This is a genomic window from Microbispora sp. NBRC 16548 (assembly GCF_030268985.1).
In the GTDB taxonomy this organism is placed as follows: Bacteria; Actinomycetota; Actinomycetes; order Streptosporangiales; family Streptosporangiaceae; genus Microbispora; species Microbispora catharanthi.
The window spans coordinates 375370-398160 of the sequence record NZ_BSSF01000003.1; the positions used below are offsets into that span (position 1 = coordinate 375370).

Sequence of the window (22791 nt, forward strand, 5' to 3'; positions counted from 1 at the left end):
CCAGGACTGAACCGCCAGGATTGGGCGGGCGACGCGCCCGCACAGCGTAATCATCCGGGCCGGAGTTTCCCAGGGCGCCGGCGAGATCCGAGCGATACGGGCATATGCCCTATGTCGCTTATATCCAACTGGCGCATGGGCAGGTGGTTGCCAGGTGTCTCGTCACTGCGCGGACGTCTTCAGAACCGATCTCGTCTCGGCGGTGCGGCGGCTTGCGGTGGCCGCGCTCGTCGTCTCGCTGGCCGGCCTCGCCGTTCCGGAATCGGCGGACGCGGCCTCCGCTCCGCTGCGCCGCAAACCGCACGCGGCCGCGGCCGCCGCGAAGGCGGCTCGTGCGAAGGCGGCGGCCCGTGCGGCGGCGCAGGCGGAGGCGAAGGCCAGGCCCAGGCCCGGCCCGCGCGGTTATCAGGTGGCCCGAGGCGGGCGGACCAGCGCCAGGCAGTACAGGTCGGGCCGCGGCAGGAACATCCTGAACCTCAACGGCGTCTACACGCCCTCGCTCCTGAGCGGCCCGCAGTCGACCGCCGTCACGTCCGCCGGGAAGATCACCAGCCAGGGCGCGTACTGCGCCCCCGGCAGCCGCTCCTGCAACATCTCGCAGAACATGAGGTGATCAGCCCAGCGGGACGCTCCACTCCAGACGGGCGCCGCCGGCCTCAGGGGAGGTGAGGGTGAGGGCGCCGCCGAGTCGTTCGGCGCGGTCGGCGAGGTTGCGCAGGCCGCTGCGGCGGCCCTCGGCCGGGATGCCGACGCCGTTGTCCTCCACCACGAGGGTCAGCCGCCCGTCCGCGGCGTGGACGGCGACGTCGGCGCGGGTGGCCTTGGCGTGGCGGACGAGGTTCGACAGGGCCTCGCGCAGGACGGCGAGCAGGTGTTCCGCGACCTGTGCGGGCACGTCGTTGTCGAGCCGGCCCTCCAGGCTCAGGCCGGGCATGAAGCCCAGGTGCCCGCGGGCGCCCTCGACCAGATCGACGACCTGGGCGCGCAGGCTGGGCGAGGCGTCCTCGCGCGGGGTCTGCAGGGCGAAGATGGTCGAGCGGATCTGCCGGATGGTGGTGTCCAGCTCGTCGATGGCGCTCTGCAGCCGGGAGGAGGCCTCCGGCCGCTCGACCAGGCGTACGGCGCTCATCAGCGTCATGGCCACGGCGAACAGGCGCTGGATGACCACGTCGTGCAGGTCCTTGGCGATGCGGTCGCGGTCTTCCAGCAGGCCGAGCCGCTCGGCGTCGCGGCGGGTCTCGGCCAGCTCCAGCGCGACGGCCGCCTGCCCGGCGAAGGCGTGCAGCGTACGCAGCTCCAACTGGCTGAACGGCATCCGTCCCGGGCGTTTGACCAGGGCCAGCACCCCGCGTACGGCCCCGGCCGCGCCCAGCGGCACGGCCGCCACCGGGCCCGGGTCCAGGTCGCCGGCGAGATGGACGTCCCCGCCGGCGGGGTCGTCCAGCATGAGAGGCTCGCCGCTCAGGAACGCCCGGCCCGACAGCGAGCCCTCGATCGGGACGTCGCCGTCCTGCGGTACGCCGTCCTCCAGGGCACCGTCCTCCAGCGCCACCTGCAGGGTGTCGCCGCCCTTGCGCGGCAGCAGGATCGCCACCGCGTCGGCGTCGGCCATCTCGCGGGCGCGCCGGGCGATCAGCGTGAGGACCTCCTGCGGCTCGCCGCCGGACAGCAGCCGGGTGGTGATGTCCGAGGACGCCTGCAACCAGGTCTCGCGGCGGCGGCTCTCCTCATACAGGCGGGCGTTCTCGACCGCCACTCCGGCGGCGGTGGCCAGGGCGACCACGATCGCCTCGTCGTCCTCGTCGAAGCTCCCACCGCCGCGCTTCTCGGTGAGATAGAGGTTGCCGAACACCTCCTCGCGCACCCGGACCGGCACCCCCAGGAAGCTGCCCATGGGCGGATGGCCGGGCGGGAAGCCGTAGGACTCGGGATGCTGGGAGATGTCGGTCAGCCGCAGCGTCTGCGGCTCCTTGATCAGCAGGCCGAGCAGGCCCAGCCCGTGCGGCCAGTGCTCGATCCTGGCGATCTCCTCCTCGCTCAGCCCCACCGGCACGAACTGGATGAGCGTGTTCTCCTCCCCGATCACGCCCATCGCGCCGTACGTCGCGTCCACCAGCGTCGTGGCGGTGGCCACGATGCGCCGCAGCACCACCTCCAGGTCGAGGTCGCTGCCGATCGACACGACCGCCTCCAGCAGCGCGTGCACCCGATCCCGGGTGGCCAGCACGGCCTCCAGACGCGACTGCAACTCCGCCAGCAGATCGTCCAATCGCATGCTGGGAATCAGCGACCGCGGCTCGTTCTCCGTCATAGTGCAGAAGTCTGGCAGCACGGGGGCCCGGTGGGCGGCGGGGGTCCGGTGGGCCCGGTGGGCGCGGGGGTCCGGTGCGCCTTCAGATGCGGTGACGGCGCCACCTCTGGTCGGCCGCCGCCCAGGCGGCCTCCCATTCGCGGTAGCGCCTGCGATCCAGCCGGTGACGCGCGAGCGCGAAGCAGGCCCAGGCCAGGACGGCGGCGCTCGCGACGACGCCGGCGGCGGCCAGTCCCGCCCTCGTCACCGTCTCGGCCCGCTGCGGCGGCGGCGCGGCCGGCCTGCCCGCGGCGTCCACCCACAGCCGCGCGTCCGCCGGGCCGTCCCGCAGGAGGAGCGCCGCCGGGACCACGCCCGCCCGGACCTCACCGGATGGCAGCGTCCACCGCGCCGGGATCGCCGCGGGCAGACCGCGGCCGTTGGCCGGCACGGCGGACGTGTCCCCGATCGAAGTGGCCTCGACCAGGGTGGCCTCGACCAGCTGCCGTGTCCCAGGCCCGACCCGCTCGGCCGCGACGCCGTCGTCGTACACGGTACGAGCGGCCAGCGCCGCGGGCCACGCGGCGAACAGGACGGCGGCCAGCGCCGCCGCCGCGAGCGCCGCCTCGACCCGGTCGGAACGGCGGCGCAGCGGGTTGCGATCGGGCAGGTAGCGGCGTAACCGCGACACGACCCAGCGGACGATCGACCTCATCGCGCACCTCCTGTCGAGCCACAGGAGGTCCCACTTCCCCGGGCGGGCCCGTCCACGCCCGCCCGGATGGGCTCAGCTCAGCTTCGCCCGAGCGGCTGGACCTTATCGCCGGGCTTCCAGGTCCGGCTGAACGTGAACGGTGAAGCCGTTCTCGACCCAGTAGGGCACCCGGAGCCTCAGGTCCAGCGGGCCCGACCCCGTCGACCCTGAGCGTCACCGTGCCGGAAGGGTCGAAGCTACGGACCCAGCCCGGACTCATCGGGATGAAGTAGGTCAGCAGGGGTCGGTGGTGCTGTCGACGTTCCTCCGGGAGGCGAGGAGCATGTACTTCGGGCGCGCACGTTACGGCGGCAGCGCAGCGGGCGTCAAGGTGGAGCACGAGGCGTTCGGACCATGCGGCCCCTGGTCATGGGGCCCCCTGGTCGTAAGGTCGTGCTCGGCGGCACGGCCGCCGAATCAGTCAATCACGTCGGACGCGGCGCGGCGGACGCTCTCGCTCTCGTCGATGACGAACCCCAGCCGCATGATCATCTGGGGTGCCTCTCCCGAGCACAGATGCCTGCTGATGAACTCCCGCAACTCAGGCATCTCCAGTGCCTGTGTGTGGAAGGCGACGCTCACGCCGTACGCGGAGGCGTGCAGCAGCATCCGCTGCAGCGCCTCACCCGCGCGCAGCCAGTCCTCCCGGCCGTCGCCCGCGGTGGTGAGCAGCGCCACGAGGCCCGTCGAGGCGGACACCCGCTCGTCCGGCGCCATCCCCCACTCGTGGCCCCGGGCGTAGTCCCGCTGTGCGAAGTGCTGTGGGTACGTACGCCGGGGATCGGTCGGATAGCCCGCCGCGGGCACCCCGTCGCGGCGTGAACTGCCGGGCGGCCGGGCCCAGCGCATGAGTTCGAGGACGAACAACCGGTTCTGCGACTGCACGTCCTGGGCCGCACCGGTGAGCGCGGCGAGCACCCGTGCGGCGGCCTCCGCCCCGATCGGCATCAGGTGGCCGTCTTCGGCCGCCGCCTCCGCCACGAGCGAGTCGACCAGGCGGTCGGGCACCGGCAGAGCGGTGAACCCGGACCGGTGGGTGCGGCGGCGCTGAATCTCCGCATGCAACAGGCGGGTGTGCTCGCCCGGCTCCCGCCCCGGCCGCACGCGTACGGTGGCCAGCAGCAGCGGGCCCTCCGGATCGGGGAAGCGCCGCACCTGGGGCTCGTAGCCGAGGGCCTGCAGCGTGATTCGCACGTTGAACAGCGCGGCGCCGCAGCTGATCGTCATCTGCCGGCCGGTGGGGTCGGAGACCCGCAGCTTCCTGTCGGGGTCGGCGCGCAGGCAGATCTCGTCGCCGGAGACGCCGAACGACCAGGGCTGGGTGTTGTGGATCGAGGGCGCCCACAGGGCGGCCTCCACCGCCGTCCTCGCGGCCTGCACGATCCCTTCAGTCGTCCGAGTGTTCACGGTCTCCTCCCCTGGTCGGTCACAGCAACGGCGGGGCGATGAGCAGGTCGTCCACGAGGAAGGCGAGGTCGGCGTCCACCTCGACGACGCCCTCGACCCGGCGTACGGCGTGCAGCAGCGGCTTGATGTCCGACCTGCGGGGCACCTGTCCGTTGATCGCGACCACGCCGCCGGAGACGGTGATCCGGAGGTCGTCGGGGCCGAGGTTCAGCCGGGCCGCGACCTCCTCGATGTCGGCCAGGATGTCCTCCGCCGGGCGGACGAACACACGCAGCAGGTCGCCCTGGTGGACCGTCCCCACGATGCGGCCGGTCATGGCGTCGATCACGGGCAGCTGCTTGATGCGGTTGCGGTGCATCAGCCGGGCCGCGTCCCGCACGGAGGTGCCGCCGGTGACCGTGATCGCGGGGCGCGTCATGATCTGGCCGGCCTTCGTGCCCGCCGCCTTCCGGTGCTCCTCACGCCTGCGGGGACCGTCGAGCACGCTCTCGCCCGGATCGATCTCCTTCAGCAGGATGTCGTCCTCCGACACCACCCCGACCGGGCGCCGGTCGGCGTCGATCACCGTGACGGCGCCCACCTTGAACCGCTGCATGGTGGCGACAAGGTCTGCGAACGACGCGTCCATCGGCACCGCGATGGCGACCTTGCCCATGACATCCTTCACTTTCGCCGTCATGACGACGCCTCCCATCTCTCAGTGCCCAGCGTGCCTCGCCATGTCTTCCGAGGTCAGCGGTGAAGGTCCTGACCGCCCGGGACTTTCGGCCACCGATCGCGCCGTCCGGGGCACGGCATGGCGAAGGGCCCCACCGGTAGGGCCGTCCGTCCCTTCGCATCCGGCCCCGTACGGCGGTGCGATGGGACTGGGAACGGCAGACGGCCGGGGGAAGGAGCCGATCATGCACATGAAGGTGCGAGACGTCATGACGAGCGAGGTCGCCTCCGTCAACGGCAGCACACCGTTCAGGGACGTGGCCGAGGTGCTCATCGCGCACGAGGTCAGCGCGGTGCCCGTCGTCGACGGTGAGGGCCACGTCGTCGGGGTCGTCTCCGAGGCCGACCTGCTGCGCAAGGAGGAGTTCCGCGAGCAGTTCTATCGCGAGGGCTACCGGCCGCCGCTACGCGCCCGCCTGCGCGAGGCCGTGGGGCACGGGGCCGCCAGGAGCCAGGAGCGGGCCCGTGGGGTGACCGCCGCCGATCTCATGTCCACCCCCGCGGTCACCACCCGGCCGTACACCAGTGTGGTCAGCGCGGCTCGGCAGATGAGCCAGCACGGCGTCAAACGCCTGCCCGTCGTGGACGACGAGGGCGTGCTCATGGGCATCATCAGCCGTCACGACCTGCTCAAGGTTCTCGCCCGCGCGGACGCCGACATCGCCCGCGAGGTACGGGAGGACGTCATCGAGAACTGCCTGTGGGCCGACCTGTCGGGCGTCGAGGTCTCGGTGTCGGAAGGCGTCGTGACGCTCACCGGTGCCCTGGAACGCCGCTCGCAGGCGCGGGTGCTCACGCGGATGGTCGAACGGACCAACGGCGTGATCGGGGTCGTCGACCGCCTGGAGTGGAAGGAGGAAGACGTCGGCCCCTGGGAAGGAGCCTGATCCCGGAGCCTGGCCTCATGTTCCCGGCTCATGTCGAGGGCTCCGGACCCTGATGTGGGCCGGGTGGTAGGTGAAGGCCCAGCGGTCGGTGCCGATCTTGCGGCGGGTGTAGCGGTCGGGGTGCTGGTAGCGGTCGCGGTTGTGGAACTGGCAGGCGGGGCCGAGCAGTTTGAGGTCCGTGAGCCCGCCGTTGCTCCAGTTGTCGGCGTGGTCGATCTGGCACATGGTGGCGGGCAGTGGGCAGCCGTCGATCCAGCAGGTGGCGTAGCGGGCGTAGACGGCCCTGCGTTGGGCGGGGGTGGCCAGGCGGACCTTGCGGCCCATGTCCAGCACCTGCCCCTCGGCGTCCATAACCAGGCGCACCAAAGTGGAGGTGCGGGCAAGCCGGTGCACGCTGGAGACCGGCAGCATCTGCCCGGTCGCCAGCAACACCCCCGGCACCACCCCCAGCAGCATCCCTAGCAGCGGCCCCGGCAGCGTCCCTGGCGCTGTTCCCGGCGCTGTTCCCGGTGTCCCCGGCGCACACGAGCACCGCGCCTCGCATCCGCACCCGCCCTCGTCGTGCCTCCGATGCTCGTGGCCGTGGCCATGGCCTTGGCTCTCAGGCGTGCTCTGCCCATGCCGGCAGTCCCCCGCAGGCCGATGCCCGGCGTGGGCGTGATGCGCAGCGGCGTCTTCAGGGGGAGGATCAGGCAATCGCGCTGCGTGCGGAGACGCTACGCGCGGATGTGCCGTGTGCGGATGCGCGCTACCGCCGTCTGCGGGCCAGGCTGACGAATGCTTGGAATGAGTTGCTCCGGCTCGCACCACGACCTCATGGTCATCGGTTCCGCCGTCACGGGCGTCGCCGTCATCTATGTCGCCGCCTGCCCTCTCAAGGTTGGCGTCCTCGCAATCGGCGCCTCCCTCAGGGGCACGCCGAGGTCTCGGCACCGTTGCCGTTCCACGCTCGCTGCCAGGAGACCGGGTGTCGGCCGTATGGTCAGTCCGATCGAGGCCCGTGACCTCCGCCTCATCAGAGGCGCTGTCCTCCCCCGTCGCGGGCCCACCGGCCTTCTCATCGCGAGGGCCGGCACCGAGGTCGGCGCTCTCGGCAGCGGCGTCCGCGGCTGCTTCGGCACCGGCAACGGCACCCGCGGCTGCTTCGGCCTCGGTGCTGCCTGGGTCGGTGTCGCGGTCTTCGGTGCTTCCGGTGTCGCCGAGGGCGTAGTCGGCGGTGGCTTCGGCGTCGTCGGGGTGGGTGTCTTCCGAGTCGTCGGGGTGGTCGTTGGCGGGGTCGGTGGCGGGGTCGGTGCCGGGGTCGGTGGGGAGGGATTCGGCGGTGACCAGGACCAGGAGCTCAGCGGCGATCTTCTCCTCCAGATGAGCGATGAACGCATCCGCCTGGCGGACCCGCAGCGGCCGATCGTCCCCTTCTGCCTTCGGCTTGGCGTACAGGCTGAGCAAGGTCAGCAGCCGGGCGGCAGGCTCACGGGGGAGGTAGAACTCCCCCTCCAGGCCGCCGCCCTTCGTGGGGCGGACCCGCAGGAACCGCCGCCCGTAGTCCGCCTGCTCGTCGCGTTCTTCCCCGTCGGGGTCGAGCACCGCCCGCAGATAGCGGCCGGCTTTGGCCACCTCCGCCGCCCCCGCCTTACCCGCCAGCTCCAGCAAAATCGGCTCAGCCAGGTTGGCGTGCTCGTCGCTCAACTGCGCGGTGGCCATGCAGATCGCCTCCACCACCCCCGCCGCCAAGTCCCCGGCGGCGAACTTCTCCCGCACTCGCGGCAGACGCGCCAACTCCACCGCCAGCGTGAGCAGGCGACCAGCACCGGGCACGCTCATGCCTCCGGCGGTGCGCAGCCAACTGCGGGTGGAGGCATGCCCATGCTGCTTGGCCTGCCCCGCACCATGCACCCGCCCCACCCGATCAGCAAGAGCGCACGTGATCCGATCCCGCGCGAACAGCAGATCCTCGGCCTCGGCGAGGCAGATGTCGGCATCGTCGGGTAACGGCGCCAACGCCAACGCCTGCGCCGACTCACGAAGAGAACCCACCAACACCCACGACGACCGGCCCTTGTCCCGACCGGCACCTGATCCACAACCACCGGCACCCAAGCCATGGGCACTACCGACACCACCGCCGGCACCGGTGAAGGCATCGGCATGCGAGGTCGCAGATGCCCGGATTCCGGCAGTGGCGTTCAAATGCAGCCGAATTTGCTCGACGAGGCAATTCCATCTTTGTGTGACACGAGGGTCCCGGCTCGGCTCACCGAAAAGCTCCCGAACGTGCTCGCCACCGTAGGTTGCGCTTCCGGAGGACCAGAGGGGCGATCGGGAAGTCAGCCGCTCCCACCAGTTCTCATCGGGAATGTTCGAACGACTGAGGTGGCCAGGATCGACGAGCGGCGACTCCATGACACCTCCTCATGCTCATTCGAAAGCCTGTATGAATTCTTTCACGCGCCGCTCACCCTGCTCAACCGCGAAGGAAAATTAGATGGAGCCACAGGCAGAAACACAATTCGGGGCATAGCCCCCCTTCACCCGGCCCGCTCGGCGGCTTCCGGGAACTCCGATTCCCCGGTCCCGAATTCGCTCGCGAATCCCGTCTCCCGCCCGTGCGCACGTGCCGCCCGCCGACGAGGGCAGCGCTGCCGGTCTCCGGCTCCTCTGTCGCGTCCCCGCGGCTCGGGCAGCGTGAGACGGCGGTCCCGCGCCGCCCGGACGAGCGCGGCGGCGATTTCAGCGTCGGCAGAAGATGCCGCGACGCGGGCCTTCACCTGCGACGACGCCGGATGCACCGGCGTAGCCACCTGGGCACGGCAGAGGCGAATTCCGGAAAAGGTGGTTTCCGTCCTCCCATCGGCGGTAGCCCAGTAAGGGACCGACCAAGCGAGAGACAAGGAGAAGCACGTGATCACTCACGAGCAGATCCCCATGGTGCTCGACAACCCGGTCCACGACCCCAACGGCGACAAGATCGGCGAGGTCGCGCAGGTCTTCCTCGACGACGCGACCGGACGGCCGAAGTGGCTCTGCGTCAAGACGGGACTTCTCCACACCAAGGAGACCTTCGTCCCGTTGCACGACGCTAGCCTGACGGCCGGCCATGTCGAGGTCCCGTACGAAAAGGAGCACGTCAAGAACGCGCCAGACGTGGACCTGGACGCCGACGGGCACCTGTCCGCCGACCAGGAGCGGGAGCTCTACCGTCACTACGACATGGACTGGGACGGCGCCTGGGAACGCGCCAACCGGACCGACAGCCTCGCCGGCTGGGCCGACAGCGCCGGGCGGCGCGAACGCGAACGGCTGGGGACCGGCGCCGACGATCCCGGCGACTACGCGGACTACGCCGTGACCCGCGGCGGGGAGCGGTACGGCACCGACGACCCGGCGCTCGGCTCCAGGGACCGGCTGGACGCCGATATCCCCGGCACGCGACCGGGTGAGCCGCTGGCGCGGCGGGACCCCGAGACGCGGTCCGAGGAGCTGTTCGGCGGCGGCGATCCCTCGCGCACGTCGAGCGAGCGGTACGGCACCGAGGACCCGGCGGCCCGGTCACAGGAACGGTTCGGCACCGACGATCCGTTGACCGGCGCCGACGACCGGTTCGTCACCGACGAGGACGCCCGTGATCGGGACATCCGCCGCCGGGACATCCCCGACCAGGACGAGCCGCGCCTGTAACCGGGACCAACCCGGGCCAACCCGGTAGAAACCGGGAAGCCGCTCGTCACCAGCCCCGTTGCCCCGGTGCGCCTCCGCCGCCGGGGCAACGGCATGCCCGGCGGCTTACCCCGCCGCTTACCCGGCCGCTTCCGATCGTCTTTCAGTCGTCGTCGATGACCTCGCCGTGCACCACGCGGCCCCGGTTCGCTCCGGCGGGCCCGCTGAAGCCACCCGCGCCGCCGAAGCCCGCCCCCTCGTCGAATCCCGCAGTCCGCTCGAAGAGCGGCGCGTACGGCGAGCGGGCGGCGAGCGACCGCACGCGGCGGCCGAGGAACCACGACAGCCAGCGCCGGGCGATCGGCCGGGTGAACGGCAAGATCATGAAAAATCCGAACACGTCGGTCAGGAAGCCGGGGGCAAGCAGGAGGGCGCCGCCGGCGACGATCAGCGCTCCGTCGGTGAGTTCCCGGTCCGGCATGCGCCCCGACTCGATGGCCGTGCGCAGCGCCGCCCACGCCCGCCGCCCTTCATGGCGAACCAGCCAGGCGCCGAGGATGCTGTCGGCGATGAGCAGGGCGACCGTCTCCCACCCGCCGATCACGGACCCCACCCGGATCAGAATCCAGATCTCCAGGATGGGAACCAGGAGGAACCCGAGGAACAGCCCGATCCGCACCATGTCTTGCCCCACTCACCCCGGCACTCGTACGTCTGCGTCAACGTCCCCGCGGCCGCTGGGGTTCCTGTGGATCGTGGCTATCGCCTCGGGCGAAACCGCTCGCCGAACCCGGCGACCCCCCAGACGGCAATGCGCCAGAAGGCCTCAAAGATGATCTTCCGGCTCATCTTGCTGCTGCCCACGGTGCGCTCGACGAATGTGATCGGTATCTCGGTCACCCGCAGGCCCTGCCGTACGGTGCGGAGCGTGAGGTCCACCTGGAAGCAGTAGCCCTGCGACTCGACGTCGTCCAGCCCGATCTTCTCCAGGGTGGCCGCGCGGTAGGCCCGGAAGCCCGCCGTGGCGTCGCGCACCGGGATGCCGAGCACCAGCCGGACGTAGGTGTTGGCCCCCCGGGACAGCAGCTCGCGCGAGAACGGCCAGTTGACGGTCTTGCCGCCGGGCACCCACCGGGAGCCGATCGACAGGTCGGCGCCGTCGGTCACGGCGTCGAGCAGCTTGTGCAGCTCCTCGGGCTGGTGGGAGCCGTCGGCGTCCATCTCCACCAGCACGTCGTAGCCCTCGGCCAGGCCCCAGCGGAATCCGGCGATGTAGGCGGCGCCCAGCCCCTGCTTGCTCGTCCTGTGCAGGACGTGAACGTGGTCGTCCGCCTCTGCCAGTTCGTCGGCGATCCGGCCGGTGCCGTCGGGGCTGTTGTCGTCCGCCACGAGCAGGTGCACGTCGGGCAGCGCCTCACGCAGCCGCCGCGTGATCAACGGGAGGTTCTCCCGCTCGTTGTACGTGGGGACGATCACGAGCACCCGCCCTGGGGTCCGCTCCATCAGCTTCTCCTCCGCCCAGAGATGGCCGCCACCGTCGCTCCGGCTCCCATGAGTACCATGATCCACTCCGGCAGCGCACCTAGCTCCGCCGCCACCGTGTTCTTCGTCCTGACGGGGACATTCAGGACGTTCATCCCTGCCACCAGCTCGCCGGTACGCCATCCGACCCGGCCGTCGGGGCCGACGTACGCGGAGATGCCCGTGGTCGCCGCGGTGACCACGGCCCGGTTGAACTCCACCGCCCGCAGCTGCGACATCGCGAGCTGCTGGGGCGGCAGATTGGTGAGCGCGTAGCTGGCGTTGTTGGTCTGCACCACCAGCGGCGTGCCGCCGGCCAGCACCGTGTCACGCACCGTGCTGTCGAACGCAACCTCGTAGCACTCCACGCTGCCGATCGTCACCGGCCCCATCCGCAGCGCTCCCGGCTTGTCGCCGGGGACCGACTGCCGGCCGACGAGCTGCGCCCGCGACGACAGCGCCAGGAACAGCTCCTTCATCGGGGTGTACTCGCCGAACGGCACCAGCCGCCGCTTGTCGTAGTACGCGCCGGGACCGCTGACCGGGTCCCAGACCACGCCGCGGGTGGCCCGGTTCTCGGCGCCAATCTTGACGACCGCGCCGACGAGGATCGGCACGCCGATGTCCTTGGCGGCGGAGTCGATCACCTGCCGGGCGTACGCGCTGGAGTAGGGATCGATGTCGGTGGAGTTCTCGGGCCACACCACGATCTCGGGCCGCTGGAGTTTCCCCGCGCGCACGGCCTCGGCCATCCGGTGCGTCTCGTCCGCGTGGTTGCGCAGCACGACGGCGGGCTCGTCGCCGAGGAAGTACATCCCCCGCCCAGGGACGTTGCCCTGGATGACACCGATCCGCACTGTCCTGCCCTCGTCGCCGGGCCGGGGCACGACCAGCCCCAGCACCGGTACGGCTATCGCGGCGAGCAGCGTCCCGGCAAGCACCCGGTCGGCCCGCCACCTCAGCGGACGCCGTGTGACCAGCGCGGCGAGCAGAGCCCCCGTCAGGGCGACCGTGAAACTTACAAGCGGGGCGCCGCCCAGCGCGGCGAAGCCGGTGTACGGCGACTCGCCCTGGCTGAAGGCCAGCCGCGCCCACGGGAAGCCCCCGACGGGGAACAGGCCACGGGCCCACTCCTGCACGACCCACAGGCAGGCCACCCACAACCGCCACAGGCGCAGCCGCATGACGAGGACGGCCACAGAGGCCAGCCCGGCCCAGAACAGGCTCTCGATGCCCGACAGGGCCAGCCAGGCGTCATCCCCGATCGGGCGGACCCAGGCCAGCGCCGGCAGGAGGAACGCCAGCCCTCCGGCGTACCCGATCCACGCCGCCCGGCGCGGCCGCAGGCCGTACAACGCGAGGGCGAGCAGCGCCACGCCCACCGGTGCGCAGAACCACCATCCGATGGGCGGGAAGGCGAGGTAGAGAACCAGGCCGCCCGCGACGGAGGCGGCGAGGCGGATCAGCACGCCCGGCACCCGTGGCTTCGGCGCTGCGGCGGCGGGCGGAGCCGCGTCCTGTGCCGTCTTCAGTGCCACGGGACAGTCTCTCCTCGCATGTCGATGGTCCTGACGCTAAAAATCATTCCAGGTCAGAGTCGCAGACGGCGGCGCAGGCCGCCAAACCGGCCTCAGCCACTGTACGGCGGCGAGGAGCAGGTGGAGGAGGAGAGAGAAAGGGAAGAAGGCCCGGGCGGCCCTTCGGACCGGTTCCGTCCCGTCGGCGGCGGGCGCGGAGCTCCGTTGTCTACTGGGTGCCCGGGCCCCTCCTGGGTCCAACCCCCCGGCCGGATGGGGTGCCCCGCCTCGGCGGGACGCCGCCCTGCGCCTGGCGTGCTGACGGGGTCACGCTCCGTCATCGACGCAGAGGTCGGCGGCGCCATAGAGCGGCCAACCGGTCAGTCCCGTGCTGGACTGCGCAGCAAACTACCGACCTCAGCGCAGATGTCAACCGCGTCCCGATCAGCGGAAATACCACATTTCCGCAGGTAGGAGGGGTGGCCGTTCAGCGCCGTTCCAGACCGTTCAGAACCTCGGGCAGTTCCTCCGTGTGGACGACGCCGAGGCGGCTCGTGGCCCGGGTGAGTGCGACGTAGAGGTCGCTCGGGCCGCGCGGCGACTCCCGCAGGATCCGGCCGGGTTCGACCACGATCACCGAGTCGAACTCCAGCCCCTTGGCCTCGGTCACCGACAGCACCGCCACGGGCGCGTCCAGCGCGGCCGGGCCGGGGCCGGTGGCCGCGTCGGGCACCGCGGCCCGGACGATCGTCCCGATCTCCTCGGTCATCCCGGCCGGCGCGACGACCACGAGGCGTCCCTCCCCGACGACCTCCGCGGCGACCACCGGACCCGCCTCCGCGAGGGTGGCGACCCGCAGGGCCCACGGCCGCTCGCCCGTCTCCCGCACCGACTCCGGCGCCTTCAGGTCGGCGCCGACCAGTTCGAGCACGCGGGCGGCGACCTCCATCAGCTCGGCGGGGGTGCGATAGTTGACGCTGAGGTGCTCCTCGCGCCAGCGGCCCGAGACGTACGGATCGAGGACCCGGTCCCAGCTCGCCGCGCCCGCGGCGGACCCGGTTTGCGCGATGTCGCCGACGATCGTCATCGACCGGCCGGGGATGCGCCGCATGACCATCCGCCAGGCCATCTCGGACAGTTCCTGGGCCTCGTCCACGATCACGTGGCCGAAGGCCCACGTGCGGTCCCTGGCGGCCCGCTCGGCCGTGGTGAGATAGGTCTCCTCGGCCTGCTGCCGTTCGGCGAAGCGCTCGGCGTCCATGATGTCGGCGAGGCCGGTCAGCTCCAGCACCTCGCGGGCGTAGGCGATGCGTTCCTCGCGCTCCTGCTCGGCCCGGCGCGCGGCCCGCAGCACCCCCTCGTCGATGTCCCCCAGCAGCTCGGCGGCCTCGTCGAGCAGCGGCACGTCGGCCGCGCTCCACCAGTTCTCCCCCGGCTTCTCCCCCGATCTGGGCGGCTCGCGCAGCAGCAGGTCGCGCTCCGGCGCGCCCAGCCCGGCCGCCGCCATCCGGTCGCGGTCGGTGAACAGGCCGATGAGCAGCTGCTGCGGCGTGAGGTAGGGCCACAGCCGGTTGAGCGCCACCCGCACCGGCTCCTCGGTGCGCAGGTCCTCGCGCAGGTCGGCGAAGTCGGCGTCGTCGAGCGCGCCGCGGCCCAGGTGCCGGGCCGCCTGCCGGGTGAGCACGGTCAGCAGGTGGCGGATGAAGACGGCCCTGGCCTGGTTGTGCGGACGGCGGGAACGGCCGGCCTTCGACCGGGCCGCCTCCAGCGTCTGCCGGTCGAGCTTCAGCGTGAACTTGTCGAGCTTGATCTCCACGGGCGTGCGCGGCATCCGCTGGCGCTGCCGTACGGCCCGGGTGATAACGTCGGCCATCGCGATCCGGCCCTTGACCGCGGCGGCCTCGGGCGGCTCCTCCCGGGTCGCGGTGACGCCCGGGTACAGCTCGCCCACGGTGGACAGCAGCACGTCGGTCTCGCCGAGGGACGGCAGCACCTGCTCGATGTAGCGCATGAAGGTCGGGTTGGGCCCGAGGATCAGCACCCCCCGGCGTTCCAGCCGCTCACGGTAGGTGTAGAGGAGGTAGGCCGCACGGTGCAGGGCCACCACGGTCTTGCCGGTGCCCGGGCCGCCCTGGACGACGAGCACGCCGTTCAGGTCGCTTCGAATGATCTTGTCCTGCTCGGCCTGGATGGTGGCGACGATGTCGCGCATGCGGCCGGTGCGCTTCTCGCCGAGCGCGGCCAGCAGCGCCGCCTCGCCGTTCAGCGAGGCCCGGTCGGCGTCGGTGAGGCTGTCGAGGTCGAGCAGGTCGTCGTCGATCGCGGTGACCCTGCGGCCCCGCGTGTGCAGGTGACGCCGCCGCGTGACGCCCATCGGGGCGGCCGGGGTGGCCCGGTAGAACGGCTGCGCCACCGGGGCCCGCCAGTCGATCAACAGCCGGTGCTGGTCGTCGTCCGCCAGGCCGATGCGGCCGATGTACAGCCGGCTCGCGTCAGCCCGGCTCTCTTCGGCGAGGTCCAGCCGCCCGAAGCACAGGCCGTTCTCCACCGCCCACAGGCGGGCCAGCCGCTGGGTGTACATGACGGCGAAGTTGTCGCGCTCCGAGCGGTTCTGGTGGGTGCCGAAGGCTCCCTGGGCCAGCACGGCGTCGAGCTGCCCGCGCGTGCGCTCCCGCAGCACGTCGAGGCGCTCGTACAGCGCGGCGACGTACTTCTGCTCCCGGGCCAGCTCGCCCGTCGAAGACTCTGGCATAGGCCGCCAGATTCTACGTGCCGTCCCGCTCTTCTCCCGCATCGGGCACGGCGGGGTGACAGGTGCGGTCACAGGTGGATCTCGGCGCGGATCACGCTCTTGACGGCACTCGAGCCCGTTCGTACGGTCGCACCAAAAGTTAGGAAACTTTCCTAACCGCCTTCGTGGGAGAACGTATGACCCGGCCCATCGCGGGGACGCCGAGCCTGCTGCGCGCCATCAACGACCGTGCCGCGCTGATGGTCCTGCTCGAACGCGGCCCGCTGACCCGGCCCGAGCTGGGGGCCCTCACCGGCCTGTCCAAGCCGACCGCCTCCCAGCTGCTGGCCCGGCTCCAGGAGGCCGGCCTGGTCGTCCTTGACGGCATCCGCGAGGGCCTGCCGGGCCGTACGGCCGAGCTGTACCGGATCAACCCCCGCGCGGCGCACGTGGCGGCGCTGGACGTCACGCCGGCACGCATCGCCGTGGCGGTCGCGGACGTCACCGGCGCGGTCGTCGCCGAGCACCGCCTGGCCACCCCCGGGCGTACCGGCGGCGATGTGGTGGAGCGGGTCCGGGCCGCGCTCGCAGGGGCGTGCGGCCCGGCCGGGCTCGACCCGACGGAGCTGAGCCGGGTGGTCGTCGGCATCGGCGGCGCCGTCGACCCCTCGACGGGCAGGCTGGGCTACGCCGCCCACATCCCGGGCTGGCACATCCCCGACCTGATCGGGACCCTCCGCGACGGGATCGGCGTGCCGATCGACGTGGAGAACGACGTCAACCTCGTCGCCCAGGCCGAACGGTCCAGGGGCAGCGCCCGGGGCCACCAGGACTACGTGCTGCTGTGGGCCGACGAGGGCATCGGCGCGGCCCTCGTCATCGGCGGCCGCCTCCATCGCGGGGCGACCGGCGGCGCGGGCGAGGTCGGTTACATGCCCGTGGTCGGCGCCCCCACCGCGCGGGACGTCGGCAGGCGGGCCAACCACGGGTTCCAGGCGCTGTCGGGCGGCCCGGCCGTGCTCGCCCTCCTGCGGGCCCACGGCGTGCGCGGCTCCACGCCGAGCGGCGCCGTCCGCAACGCGGTCGCCGTGGCCGGACGCGGCGGCCCGGACGGCGAGAGCGCGCGCACGGCCCTCCGCGACCTCGCAGGCCGCCTCGCGCTGGGGCTGGCCGCGATCACGGCCGTGGTCGATCCCGAGATCGTCGTGCTGTCCGGCGGCGTGCTGCTCGCCGGCGGCGAGGTCCTGCGGGAGACGGTCGAGCGGGAGCTGCACGCGCTGACCATCCCCCGGCCCCGCGTGCTGCTGTCCACCCTGGAGGGCAATCCGGTCCTCGCCGGGGCCCTCGACCTCGCGCTCGGCGCCGTACGCGAGGAGCTGTTCGGCGCGGTGAGCAAATCCCCTTCGACGCACTGTTGACGCACTGTTGACGAACTAGGGAGGCACCCCCCATGAAACGCCTTCTCTTCCTCTCCGCGGCACTATCCATCGGGGCCGGGCTGGCCGCGCTCACCGCCTGCACGGCCGGCACCGAGAGCGGGCCGCCCAAGACGGCCCAGAGCGGGGCGAGCCACGAGCCGGTCACCATCGAGTTCTGGCACGGCTTCAGCGCCGACAACGAGCTCAAGGCCTTCGACGAGACCCTCGCCGGCTTCCGGAAGAAGTTCCCCTGGATCACGGTCAAGCCGACCAAGGCCGTCCAGGACAGCCAGATCCTCCAGTCCGTGCGCGGCGGCAACCCGCCCGACGTGGCCCTGTCGTTCACCACCGACAGCGTCGCCGAGTTCTGCAAGGCCGGGATCTTCCAGGACCTCAACCCCTACCTGAAGGCGAGCGGCATCGACCCGGCGTCGCTGTTCCCGAAGGTGATCGCCGAGTACACGCAGTATCAGGGCAAGCGCTGCGTGATGCCCATGCTCGCCGACGCGTACGGCCTCTACTACAACAAGACGCTCATGAAGGGCCACCAGCCCCCGAAGACGATGAGCGAGCTGGCCGACCTCGCCAAGAAGCTGACGGTCAAGGACGACAAGGGCGACATCAAGGTCGCCGGGTTCGTCCCGACCAGCCAGATGTACGAGAACGCCCCCATCCACACCGGCGTGATGGTCGGCGCGAAGTGGACCAATCCCGACGGCACCTCGGCCATCGGCTCCGACCCGCAGTGGAAGAAGCTGATGACCTGGCAGAAGGAGCTCACCGACTGGTACGGCTACGACAGGCTCGACAAGTTCCGCAAGAGCTTCGGTGACGAGTGGTCGGCAGAGAACCCGTTCAACACGGGCAAGGTCGCCATGGCCATCGACGGCGAGTGGCGCACGGCCATGCTCGCAGCCGACGCCCCCGACCTCGACTACGGCACCGCGCCGCTGCCGGTGGCGGACGACCAGCCGCAGCGGTACGGCGCGGGCTTCATCGCCGGCACCGTCATCGGGATCCCGCGCGGCGCCGAGCACGCGGAGGCCGCCTGGGAGCTGGTGAGATACCTCACCACCGACACCGGCTCGCTGGTGACGCTGTCGAACGCGATCAGGAACGTGCCGAGCACGCTGCCCGCGCTCCAGTCGCCGGACCTCAAGAAGGACCCGAACTTCCAGACCTTCCTCGACGTCTTCGCCAACCCCAGCAGCACGACGCTGCCGGCCCACGTCAACTCCGTCTTCAACCAGCAGACGCTGCAGGAGGCGCAGATCAAGTGGGAGTCGGGCCGCGCGTCCGACCTGGACGCACTGCTCGCCGAGGTCGACAAGAAGATCGACGAGAAGCTCAAGCTGACGGCGGGCGGCTGAGCCGATGGCAGGAACGGCTCTCAGCCGCCCGAACCCTCTCAGCCGGGGAAATCTCCGTGCGCTGCTCTACCTGTCCCCCTGGCTGGCCGGGTTCGCGATCTTCTTCGTCTACCCGCTGGTGTCCACGGTCTACTTCTCCTTCCAGCGGTACGACCTGTTCACCCTGGAGCCCGTGGGGCTGCTCAACTGGGAGTACTTCCTCAAGGACCAGGCGGCCTGGACGGCGATCCGCAACACGCTGTGGCTCGTCGTGGTGATGGTCCCCTTGCGGGTGCTGTTCGGCCTCGGCGTCGCCCAGCTGGTGACCCGGCTGAAGGCCGGCGCCGGGGTCTACCGCACGATCTTCTACCTGCCGGCCCTGGTGCCGCTGGTGGCCGGGACGCTGGGGTTCGTGTTCCTGCTCAACCCCGGCACCGGGCCGGTGCAGGCGATCCTGTCGGCGGTCGGGCTGCCCGCGCCGGACTGGTTCGGCGACCCGGCGTGGTCGAAGTGGGGGCTGACTCTGCTGGGCCTGTGGTCGGTCGGCGACCTGATGGTCATCTTCATGGCCGCCCTGCTCGACGTGCCGAAACAGCTCTACGAGGCCGCCGCGATCGACGGCGCGAACGGCTGGCGGCAGTTCACCTCGATCACGCTGCCGGTGATCCGGCCGGTGCTGATGTTCGCCCTCGTCACCGGGGTGATCCAGACGCTGCAGTATTTCACCCAGGCCGAGGTCGCCGCGCGGGTCGCGTCCGGGGCGACCGACTCGGCCGGGTCGGTCTTCACCCCCGGCTACCCCGACCAGTCCACGCTGACGTTCCCGCAGTGGCTGTTCCAGCAGGGCTTCCGTGACTACGCGATGGGCTACGCCTGCGTGCTCGCGCTGATGCTGTTCGCGGTCGCGATGGTGTTCACGCTCATCCTGCTCCGGCAGTTCCGCGGCCTCGGCGAGGAGGACATATGACGAGGCGCCCGGTGCTCACGAGAGGCGGGGTGCTGCTGTGGATCGCGCGGCACGCGCTGGCCATCGCGCTCGCGCTGATGTTCCTCGGCCCGCTGGTGTTCATCGCGCTCACGGCCCTGATGAGCGATCGGCAGGCGCTCACCTCCGACCTGTGGCCGCACACCTGGAACTGGGGCAACTTCACCGAGATCTTCGAGAAGGCGCCGCTGCTGACCTGGATCCGCAACACGCTGCTCTACTCGGTGCTCGCCACCGCGTTCATGCTGGTGTCGTCGATCCCCGTGGCGTACGCGCTGGCGCGGTTCCGCTTCCGCGGCCGCCGGCTGGCGTTCCTGCTGGTGATCACCACGATGATGCTGCCGCCGCAGGTCGTGGCGGTGCCGATCTATCTGATCTGGGCCCGCTTCCACCTGACCGGCACGCTGTGGCCGCTGATCCTGCCGATGCTGCTCGGCGACGCGTTCTCGATCTTCCTGTTGCGCCAGTTCCTCGTCACGATTCCGCGCGAGTACTCCGACGCGGCGAAGGTCGACGGCTGCGGCGAGTTCCGCACGCTCGTGCGGGTGATCCTGCCGATGGCCCGCCCGGCCATCGCCGCCGTCGCGCTCTTCCAGTTCTTCTACTGCTGGAACGACTACTACGGGCCCCTGCTGTACGCGGGGACCGACCTGGACAGCTGGACGCTGTCGCTGGGGCTGGCGGCGTTCCGGTCGGTGCACCGCGTGCAGTGGAACCTCACGATGGCCGCCACGCTGCTGGCCATGGCCCCGGTGATCATCGTGTTCTTCTTCGCCCAGAAGGTCTTCATCGAGGGCGTCAAGCTGACGGGAGTCAAATGAAGCTGGCCGTTGTCGGGGGCGGTTCCACGTACACGCCGGAGCTGATCGACGGTTTCGCCCGCCTGCGCGGCGAACTGCCGCTGTCGGAGATCGCACTCGTCGACCCCGACGAGCGACGGCTCGCGACGGTCGCCGGGATGGCCCGGCGGATGCTCGCCCGCGCCGGCCACCCGGCCGCGCTGACCACCGCCACCCGCGTGGAGGACGGCGTCGCCGGAGCCGCGGCGGTGCTGCTGCAGTTGCGCGTCGGCGGCCAGGCCGCCAGGAACGTCGACGAGACCCTGCCGCTGGAGTGCGGCTGCGTCGGGCAGGAGACCACGGGCGCCGGGGGCCTCGCCAAGGCCCTGCGGACCGTGCCTGTGGTGCTGGACATCGCGGAGAAGGTGCGTGCGCACGCGCCCGGCGCGTGGATCGTCGACTTCACCAACCCCGTCGGCATCGTCACCCGGGCGCTGCTCGACGCCGGGCACCGGGCCATCGGGCTGTGCAACGTGGCCATCGGGTTCCAGCGCCGCTTCGCCGCGCTCCTCGGCGTGGCCCCCGAGCGGATCACGCTCGGCCACGTCGGGCTCAACCACCTCACCTGGGAGCGGTCCGTCCTGCTCGACGGCGTGGACGTGCTGCCCCGCCTGCTGGACGAGCACGGCGAGGGCATCGCCGAGGCCGTCGGCCTGCCGGTGCGGCTGGTCCGCCACCTGCGCGCCGTGCCGTCGTACTACCTGCGGTACTTCTACGAGCACGACCGCGTGGTGGCCGAGCAGCGGACTTCGCCGTCGCGGGCCGCCGAGGTGGCGGCGATGGAGTCGGCTTTGCTGGAGATGTACGCCGACCCGGCCGTGGACACCAAGCCCGACCTGCTGAACAGGCGCGGCGGCGCCTTCTACTCGGAGGCCGCCGTCGCCCTGGTCGCCTCGCTCATGGGCGACCGCGGGGACGTGCAGGTCGTCAACACCCGCAACAACGGCACGCTGCCGTTCCTCGACGACGACGCGGTGATCGAGGTCCCGGCCGCCGTCGGGGCCGCCGGGGCCGTCCCGCTGCCCGTCGATCCCGTGGAGCCGCTCTATCGAGGCCTGATCGCCCACGTGTCGGCGTACGAGTCGCTCGCCCTGGAGGCGGCCCTGCGCGGCGGCGAGGACCGCGTCAGGGACGCCCTGCTGGCCCATCCGCTGGTCGGCCAGGCATTCCTCGCCGACGACCTCGCCGCGCGCCTCGTGGAGGCCAACCGCGCCTTCCTGCCGTGGGCGGTGGCCCGGTGACCCTTCTCCGTACGGTGCTCGCGGTGGACGGCGGCAACAGCAAGACCGACGTCGCCCTCGTCCGCGAGGACGGCACGGTGCTCGCCGCCGCGCGCGGGCCCGCGTTCCTGCCGCAGAGCGCCGGAGCCGAAGCCGCCGTCGACGTGATCGGCCGGACCGTGCGGCGTGCCCTCGCCGACGAGACCGCCGCGCCGCCGTACGCCGACCACGTCGCGGCGTACGTCGCGGGCGCGGACCTGCCGGTCGAGGAGGAGCGGCTGCGGGCCGAACTGCTGGCCCGCGGCCACGGCGCGAGCGTGGTCGTCGGCAACGACACCTTCGCCCTGCTGCGGGCCGGGTCGGGCACGGGATGGGGTGTGGCCGTCGTCTGCGGCGCCGGGATCAACGCGGTGGGCGTCAGCCCCGCCGGGCAGGTCGCCCGCTTCCCCGCGCTCGGCCGCCTCAGCGGCGACTGGGGCGGCGGTCACTACCTGGGCGAGGAGGCGCTCTGGCACGCCGTGCGCGCCGAGGACGGCCGCGGCCCCGCGACCGCGCTGACCGACGTCGTGCGCGCCTGCTTCGGCGCCGCCACGGTCGAGGAGGTCGTCGTCGGGCTGCACTTCGGCGACCTGCCGGCCGACCGGCTGCACGCCCTCGTGCCGCCCCTGCTGGCCGCCGCCGCGGACGGGGACGCGATCGCCGGGTCGCTGGTGGAGCGGCAGGCCGAGGAGATCGCGCTGCTGGGCGTCGTCGCCATGCGGCGGCTCGGCCTGCTCGCCGCGCCCTGCGAGGTCGTGCTCGGCGGCGGCGTGCTGACCGCCCGGCACCCCCTGCTGACGTCGCTGGTCGAGCGGCGCTACGCCGAACGCGCGCCGCTCGCCCGGCTCGTCGTCGCCGACGTGCCGCCGATCGTGGGCGCCGCGCTGCTCGGCCTCGATCGCCTCGGCGCGCCCCCCGAGTCGTACACCCGGGTGCGTGCGCACTTCCTCCGGGAGGAGGACGGCACTCAGCCCTCGGCGGCGTCCGCTTCCGGCTCCTTCTCGATCACCGGGGAGCGGTAGTCGTACGGCGTGCTGAGGACGACGGTCGTGCGCGTGCTGACGTTGGCCGAGGCGCGGATCTGCTGGAGGAGCTCCTCCAGTCCCAGAGGAGAGGCGACGCGGACCTTGAGAATGTAACTTTCATCGCCCGCGACGCTGTAGCACGCCTCGATGGCGGTCAGATGGCTCAGCCGCTCCGGCGCGTCGTCCGGCGCGGAGGGGTCGATCGGCTTGATCGAGACGAACGCGGTCATCGGGAGACCGATCTCGTCGTAGTCCACGAGAGCGGCGTATCCGCGGATGACACCGCGCTTTTCCAGCCTGCGTACCCGCTGGTGCACGGCGGAGACCGACAGCCCGGTCTCCTTGGCCAGATCGGTGAAGCTCATCCGGCCGTCAGTCGCCAGCAGGGTGACGATTCGGCGATCGATCTCCTCCACCCCAGCAACGGTAGCGCCGCCC

Annotated in this window: 19 protein-coding genes; 9 read left to right on the top strand and 10 right to left on the bottom strand. The window is 71.6% G+C overall.

Annotated features, from left to right (window positions below):
• Positions 1 to 154: 154 nt before the first annotated feature.
• Positions 155 to 613: a hypothetical protein gene (locus QSK36_RS09615; protein WP_285782112.1), complete on the top strand. Its 459-nt coding sequence runs from the start codon at positions 155 to 157 to the stop codon at positions 611 to 613.
• Here QSK36_RS09615 and QSK36_RS09620 read toward each other — a convergent pair whose 3' ends face one another.
• From QSK36_RS09620 to QSK36_RS09635, 4 genes are all read right to left on the bottom strand, one after another.
• Positions 614 to 2311, bottom strand: a complete 1698-nt coding sequence (locus tag QSK36_RS09620; protein WP_285782113.1) for a sensor histidine kinase — start codon at positions 2309 to 2311, stop codon at positions 614 to 616.
• A gap of 82 nt (positions 2312 to 2393) precedes the next feature.
• Positions 2394 to 3005, bottom strand: a complete 612-nt coding sequence (locus tag QSK36_RS09625; RefSeq protein WP_285782114.1) for an Rv1733c family protein — start codon at positions 3003 to 3005, stop codon at positions 2394 to 2396.
• 456 nt (positions 3006 to 3461) lie between these two features.
• On the bottom strand, positions 3462 to 4451 hold the full coding sequence (locus QSK36_RS09630; protein WP_183531308.1) for an Acg family FMN-binding oxidoreductase: 990 nt from the start codon (positions 4449 to 4451) through the stop codon (positions 3462 to 3464).
• 19 nt (positions 4452 to 4470) lie between these two features.
• A complete protein-coding gene (locus QSK36_RS09635) occupies positions 4471 to 5130 on the bottom strand; it encodes a CBS domain-containing protein (RefSeq protein WP_139572940.1) in 660 nt (219 codons plus the stop codon).
• 223 nt (positions 5131 to 5353) lie between these two features.
• Here QSK36_RS09635 and QSK36_RS09640 point away from each other — a divergent pair, with 223 nt between their 5' ends.
• A complete protein-coding gene (locus QSK36_RS09640; RefSeq protein WP_183531307.1) occupies positions 5354 to 6055 on the top strand; it encodes a CBS domain-containing protein in 702 nt (233 codons plus the stop codon).
• A 15-nt stretch (positions 6056 to 6070) separates the two neighbouring features.
• On the opposite strand, the gene QSK36_RS09645 is transcribed toward QSK36_RS09640, so the two are convergent.
• Positions 6071 to 8455 carry an HNH endonuclease signature motif containing protein gene (locus tag QSK36_RS09645; protein WP_285782115.1) on the bottom strand — a complete coding sequence of 795 codons (2385 nt, stop codon included), beginning with the start codon at positions 8453 to 8455 and terminating at the stop codon, positions 6071 to 6073.
• A 498-nt stretch (positions 8456 to 8953) separates the two neighbouring features.
• Here QSK36_RS09645 and QSK36_RS09650 point away from each other — a divergent pair, with 498 nt between their 5' ends.
• On the top strand, positions 8954 to 9730 hold the full coding sequence (locus QSK36_RS09650; protein ID WP_285782116.1) for a PRC-barrel domain-containing protein: 777 nt from the start codon (positions 8954 to 8956) through the stop codon (positions 9728 to 9730).
• 142 nt (positions 9731 to 9872) lie between these two features.
• Here QSK36_RS09650 and QSK36_RS09655 read toward each other — a convergent pair whose 3' ends face one another.
• The 4 genes from QSK36_RS09655 to QSK36_RS09670 all read right to left on the bottom strand — a co-directional run bounded on the left by QSK36_RS09655 (position 9873) and on the right by QSK36_RS09670 (position 15499).
• Positions 9873 to 10391, bottom strand: a complete 519-nt coding sequence (locus tag QSK36_RS09655) for an FxsA family protein (RefSeq protein WP_285782117.1) — start codon at positions 10389 to 10391, stop codon at positions 9873 to 9875.
• A gap of 77 nt (positions 10392 to 10468) precedes the next feature.
• Complete coding sequence (locus QSK36_RS09660) at positions 10469 to 11212, bottom strand: polyprenol monophosphomannose synthase (RefSeq protein ID WP_183531304.1); 744 nt, start codon at positions 11210 to 11212, stop codon at positions 10469 to 10471.
• Positions 11212 to 12768, bottom strand: coding sequence for an apolipoprotein N-acyltransferase (lnt, locus tag QSK36_RS09665; protein WP_285782118.1), 1557 nt, complete (start codon positions 12766 to 12768; stop codon positions 11212 to 11214). Before lnt ends, QSK36_RS09660 begins: the two co-directional genes overlap by 1 nt.
• A 466-nt stretch (positions 12769 to 13234) precedes the next feature.
• Entirely contained in the window at positions 13235 to 15499 is a 2265-nt protein-coding gene (locus QSK36_RS09670) for a HelD family protein (protein ID WP_183531303.1), read from the bottom strand.
• Positions 15500 to 15675: 176 nt separating this feature from the next.
• Here QSK36_RS09670 and QSK36_RS09675 point away from each other — a divergent pair, with 176 nt between their 5' ends.
• The 6 genes from QSK36_RS09675 to QSK36_RS09700 are packed head-to-tail and all read left to right on the top strand — an operon-like array spanning position 15676 to position 22350.
• A complete protein-coding gene (locus QSK36_RS09675) occupies positions 15676 to 16896 on the top strand; it encodes an ROK family transcriptional regulator (protein ID WP_285782119.1) in 1221 nt (406 codons plus the stop codon).
• A 32-nt stretch (positions 16897 to 16928) separates the two neighbouring features.
• Positions 16929 to 18266 carry an ABC transporter substrate-binding protein gene (locus tag QSK36_RS09680; protein WP_183531301.1) on the top strand — a complete coding sequence of 446 codons (1338 nt, stop codon included), beginning with the start codon at positions 16929 to 16931 and terminating at the stop codon, positions 18264 to 18266.
• Positions 18267 to 18270: 4 nt separating this feature from the next.
• Complete coding sequence (locus QSK36_RS09685) at positions 18271 to 19212, top strand: carbohydrate ABC transporter permease (protein ID WP_285782120.1); 942 nt, start codon at positions 18271 to 18273, stop codon at positions 19210 to 19212.
• Positions 19209 to 20051, top strand: coding sequence for a carbohydrate ABC transporter permease (locus QSK36_RS09690; protein WP_183531299.1), 843 nt, complete (start codon positions 19209 to 19211; stop codon positions 20049 to 20051). Before QSK36_RS09685 ends, QSK36_RS09690 begins: the two co-directional genes overlap by 4 nt.
• Positions 20048 to 21310: a 6-phospho-beta-glucosidase gene (locus QSK36_RS09695; protein ID WP_285782121.1), complete on the top strand. Its 1263-nt coding sequence runs from the start codon at positions 20048 to 20050 to the stop codon at positions 21308 to 21310. The genes QSK36_RS09690 and QSK36_RS09695 overlap by 4 nt, the downstream gene beginning before the upstream one ends.
• Complete coding sequence (locus QSK36_RS09700) at positions 21307 to 22350, top strand: N-acetylglucosamine kinase (RefSeq protein ID WP_285782122.1); 1044 nt, start codon at positions 21307 to 21309, stop codon at positions 22348 to 22350. Before QSK36_RS09695 ends, QSK36_RS09700 begins: the two co-directional genes overlap by 4 nt.
• On the opposite strand, the gene QSK36_RS09705 is transcribed toward QSK36_RS09700, so the two are convergent.
• Entirely contained in the window at positions 22296 to 22769 is a 474-nt protein-coding gene (locus tag QSK36_RS09705) for an Lrp/AsnC family transcriptional regulator (RefSeq protein WP_139572953.1), read from the bottom strand. The genes QSK36_RS09700 and QSK36_RS09705 overlap by 55 nt on opposite strands.
• Positions 22770 to 22791 lie beyond the last annotated feature (22 nt).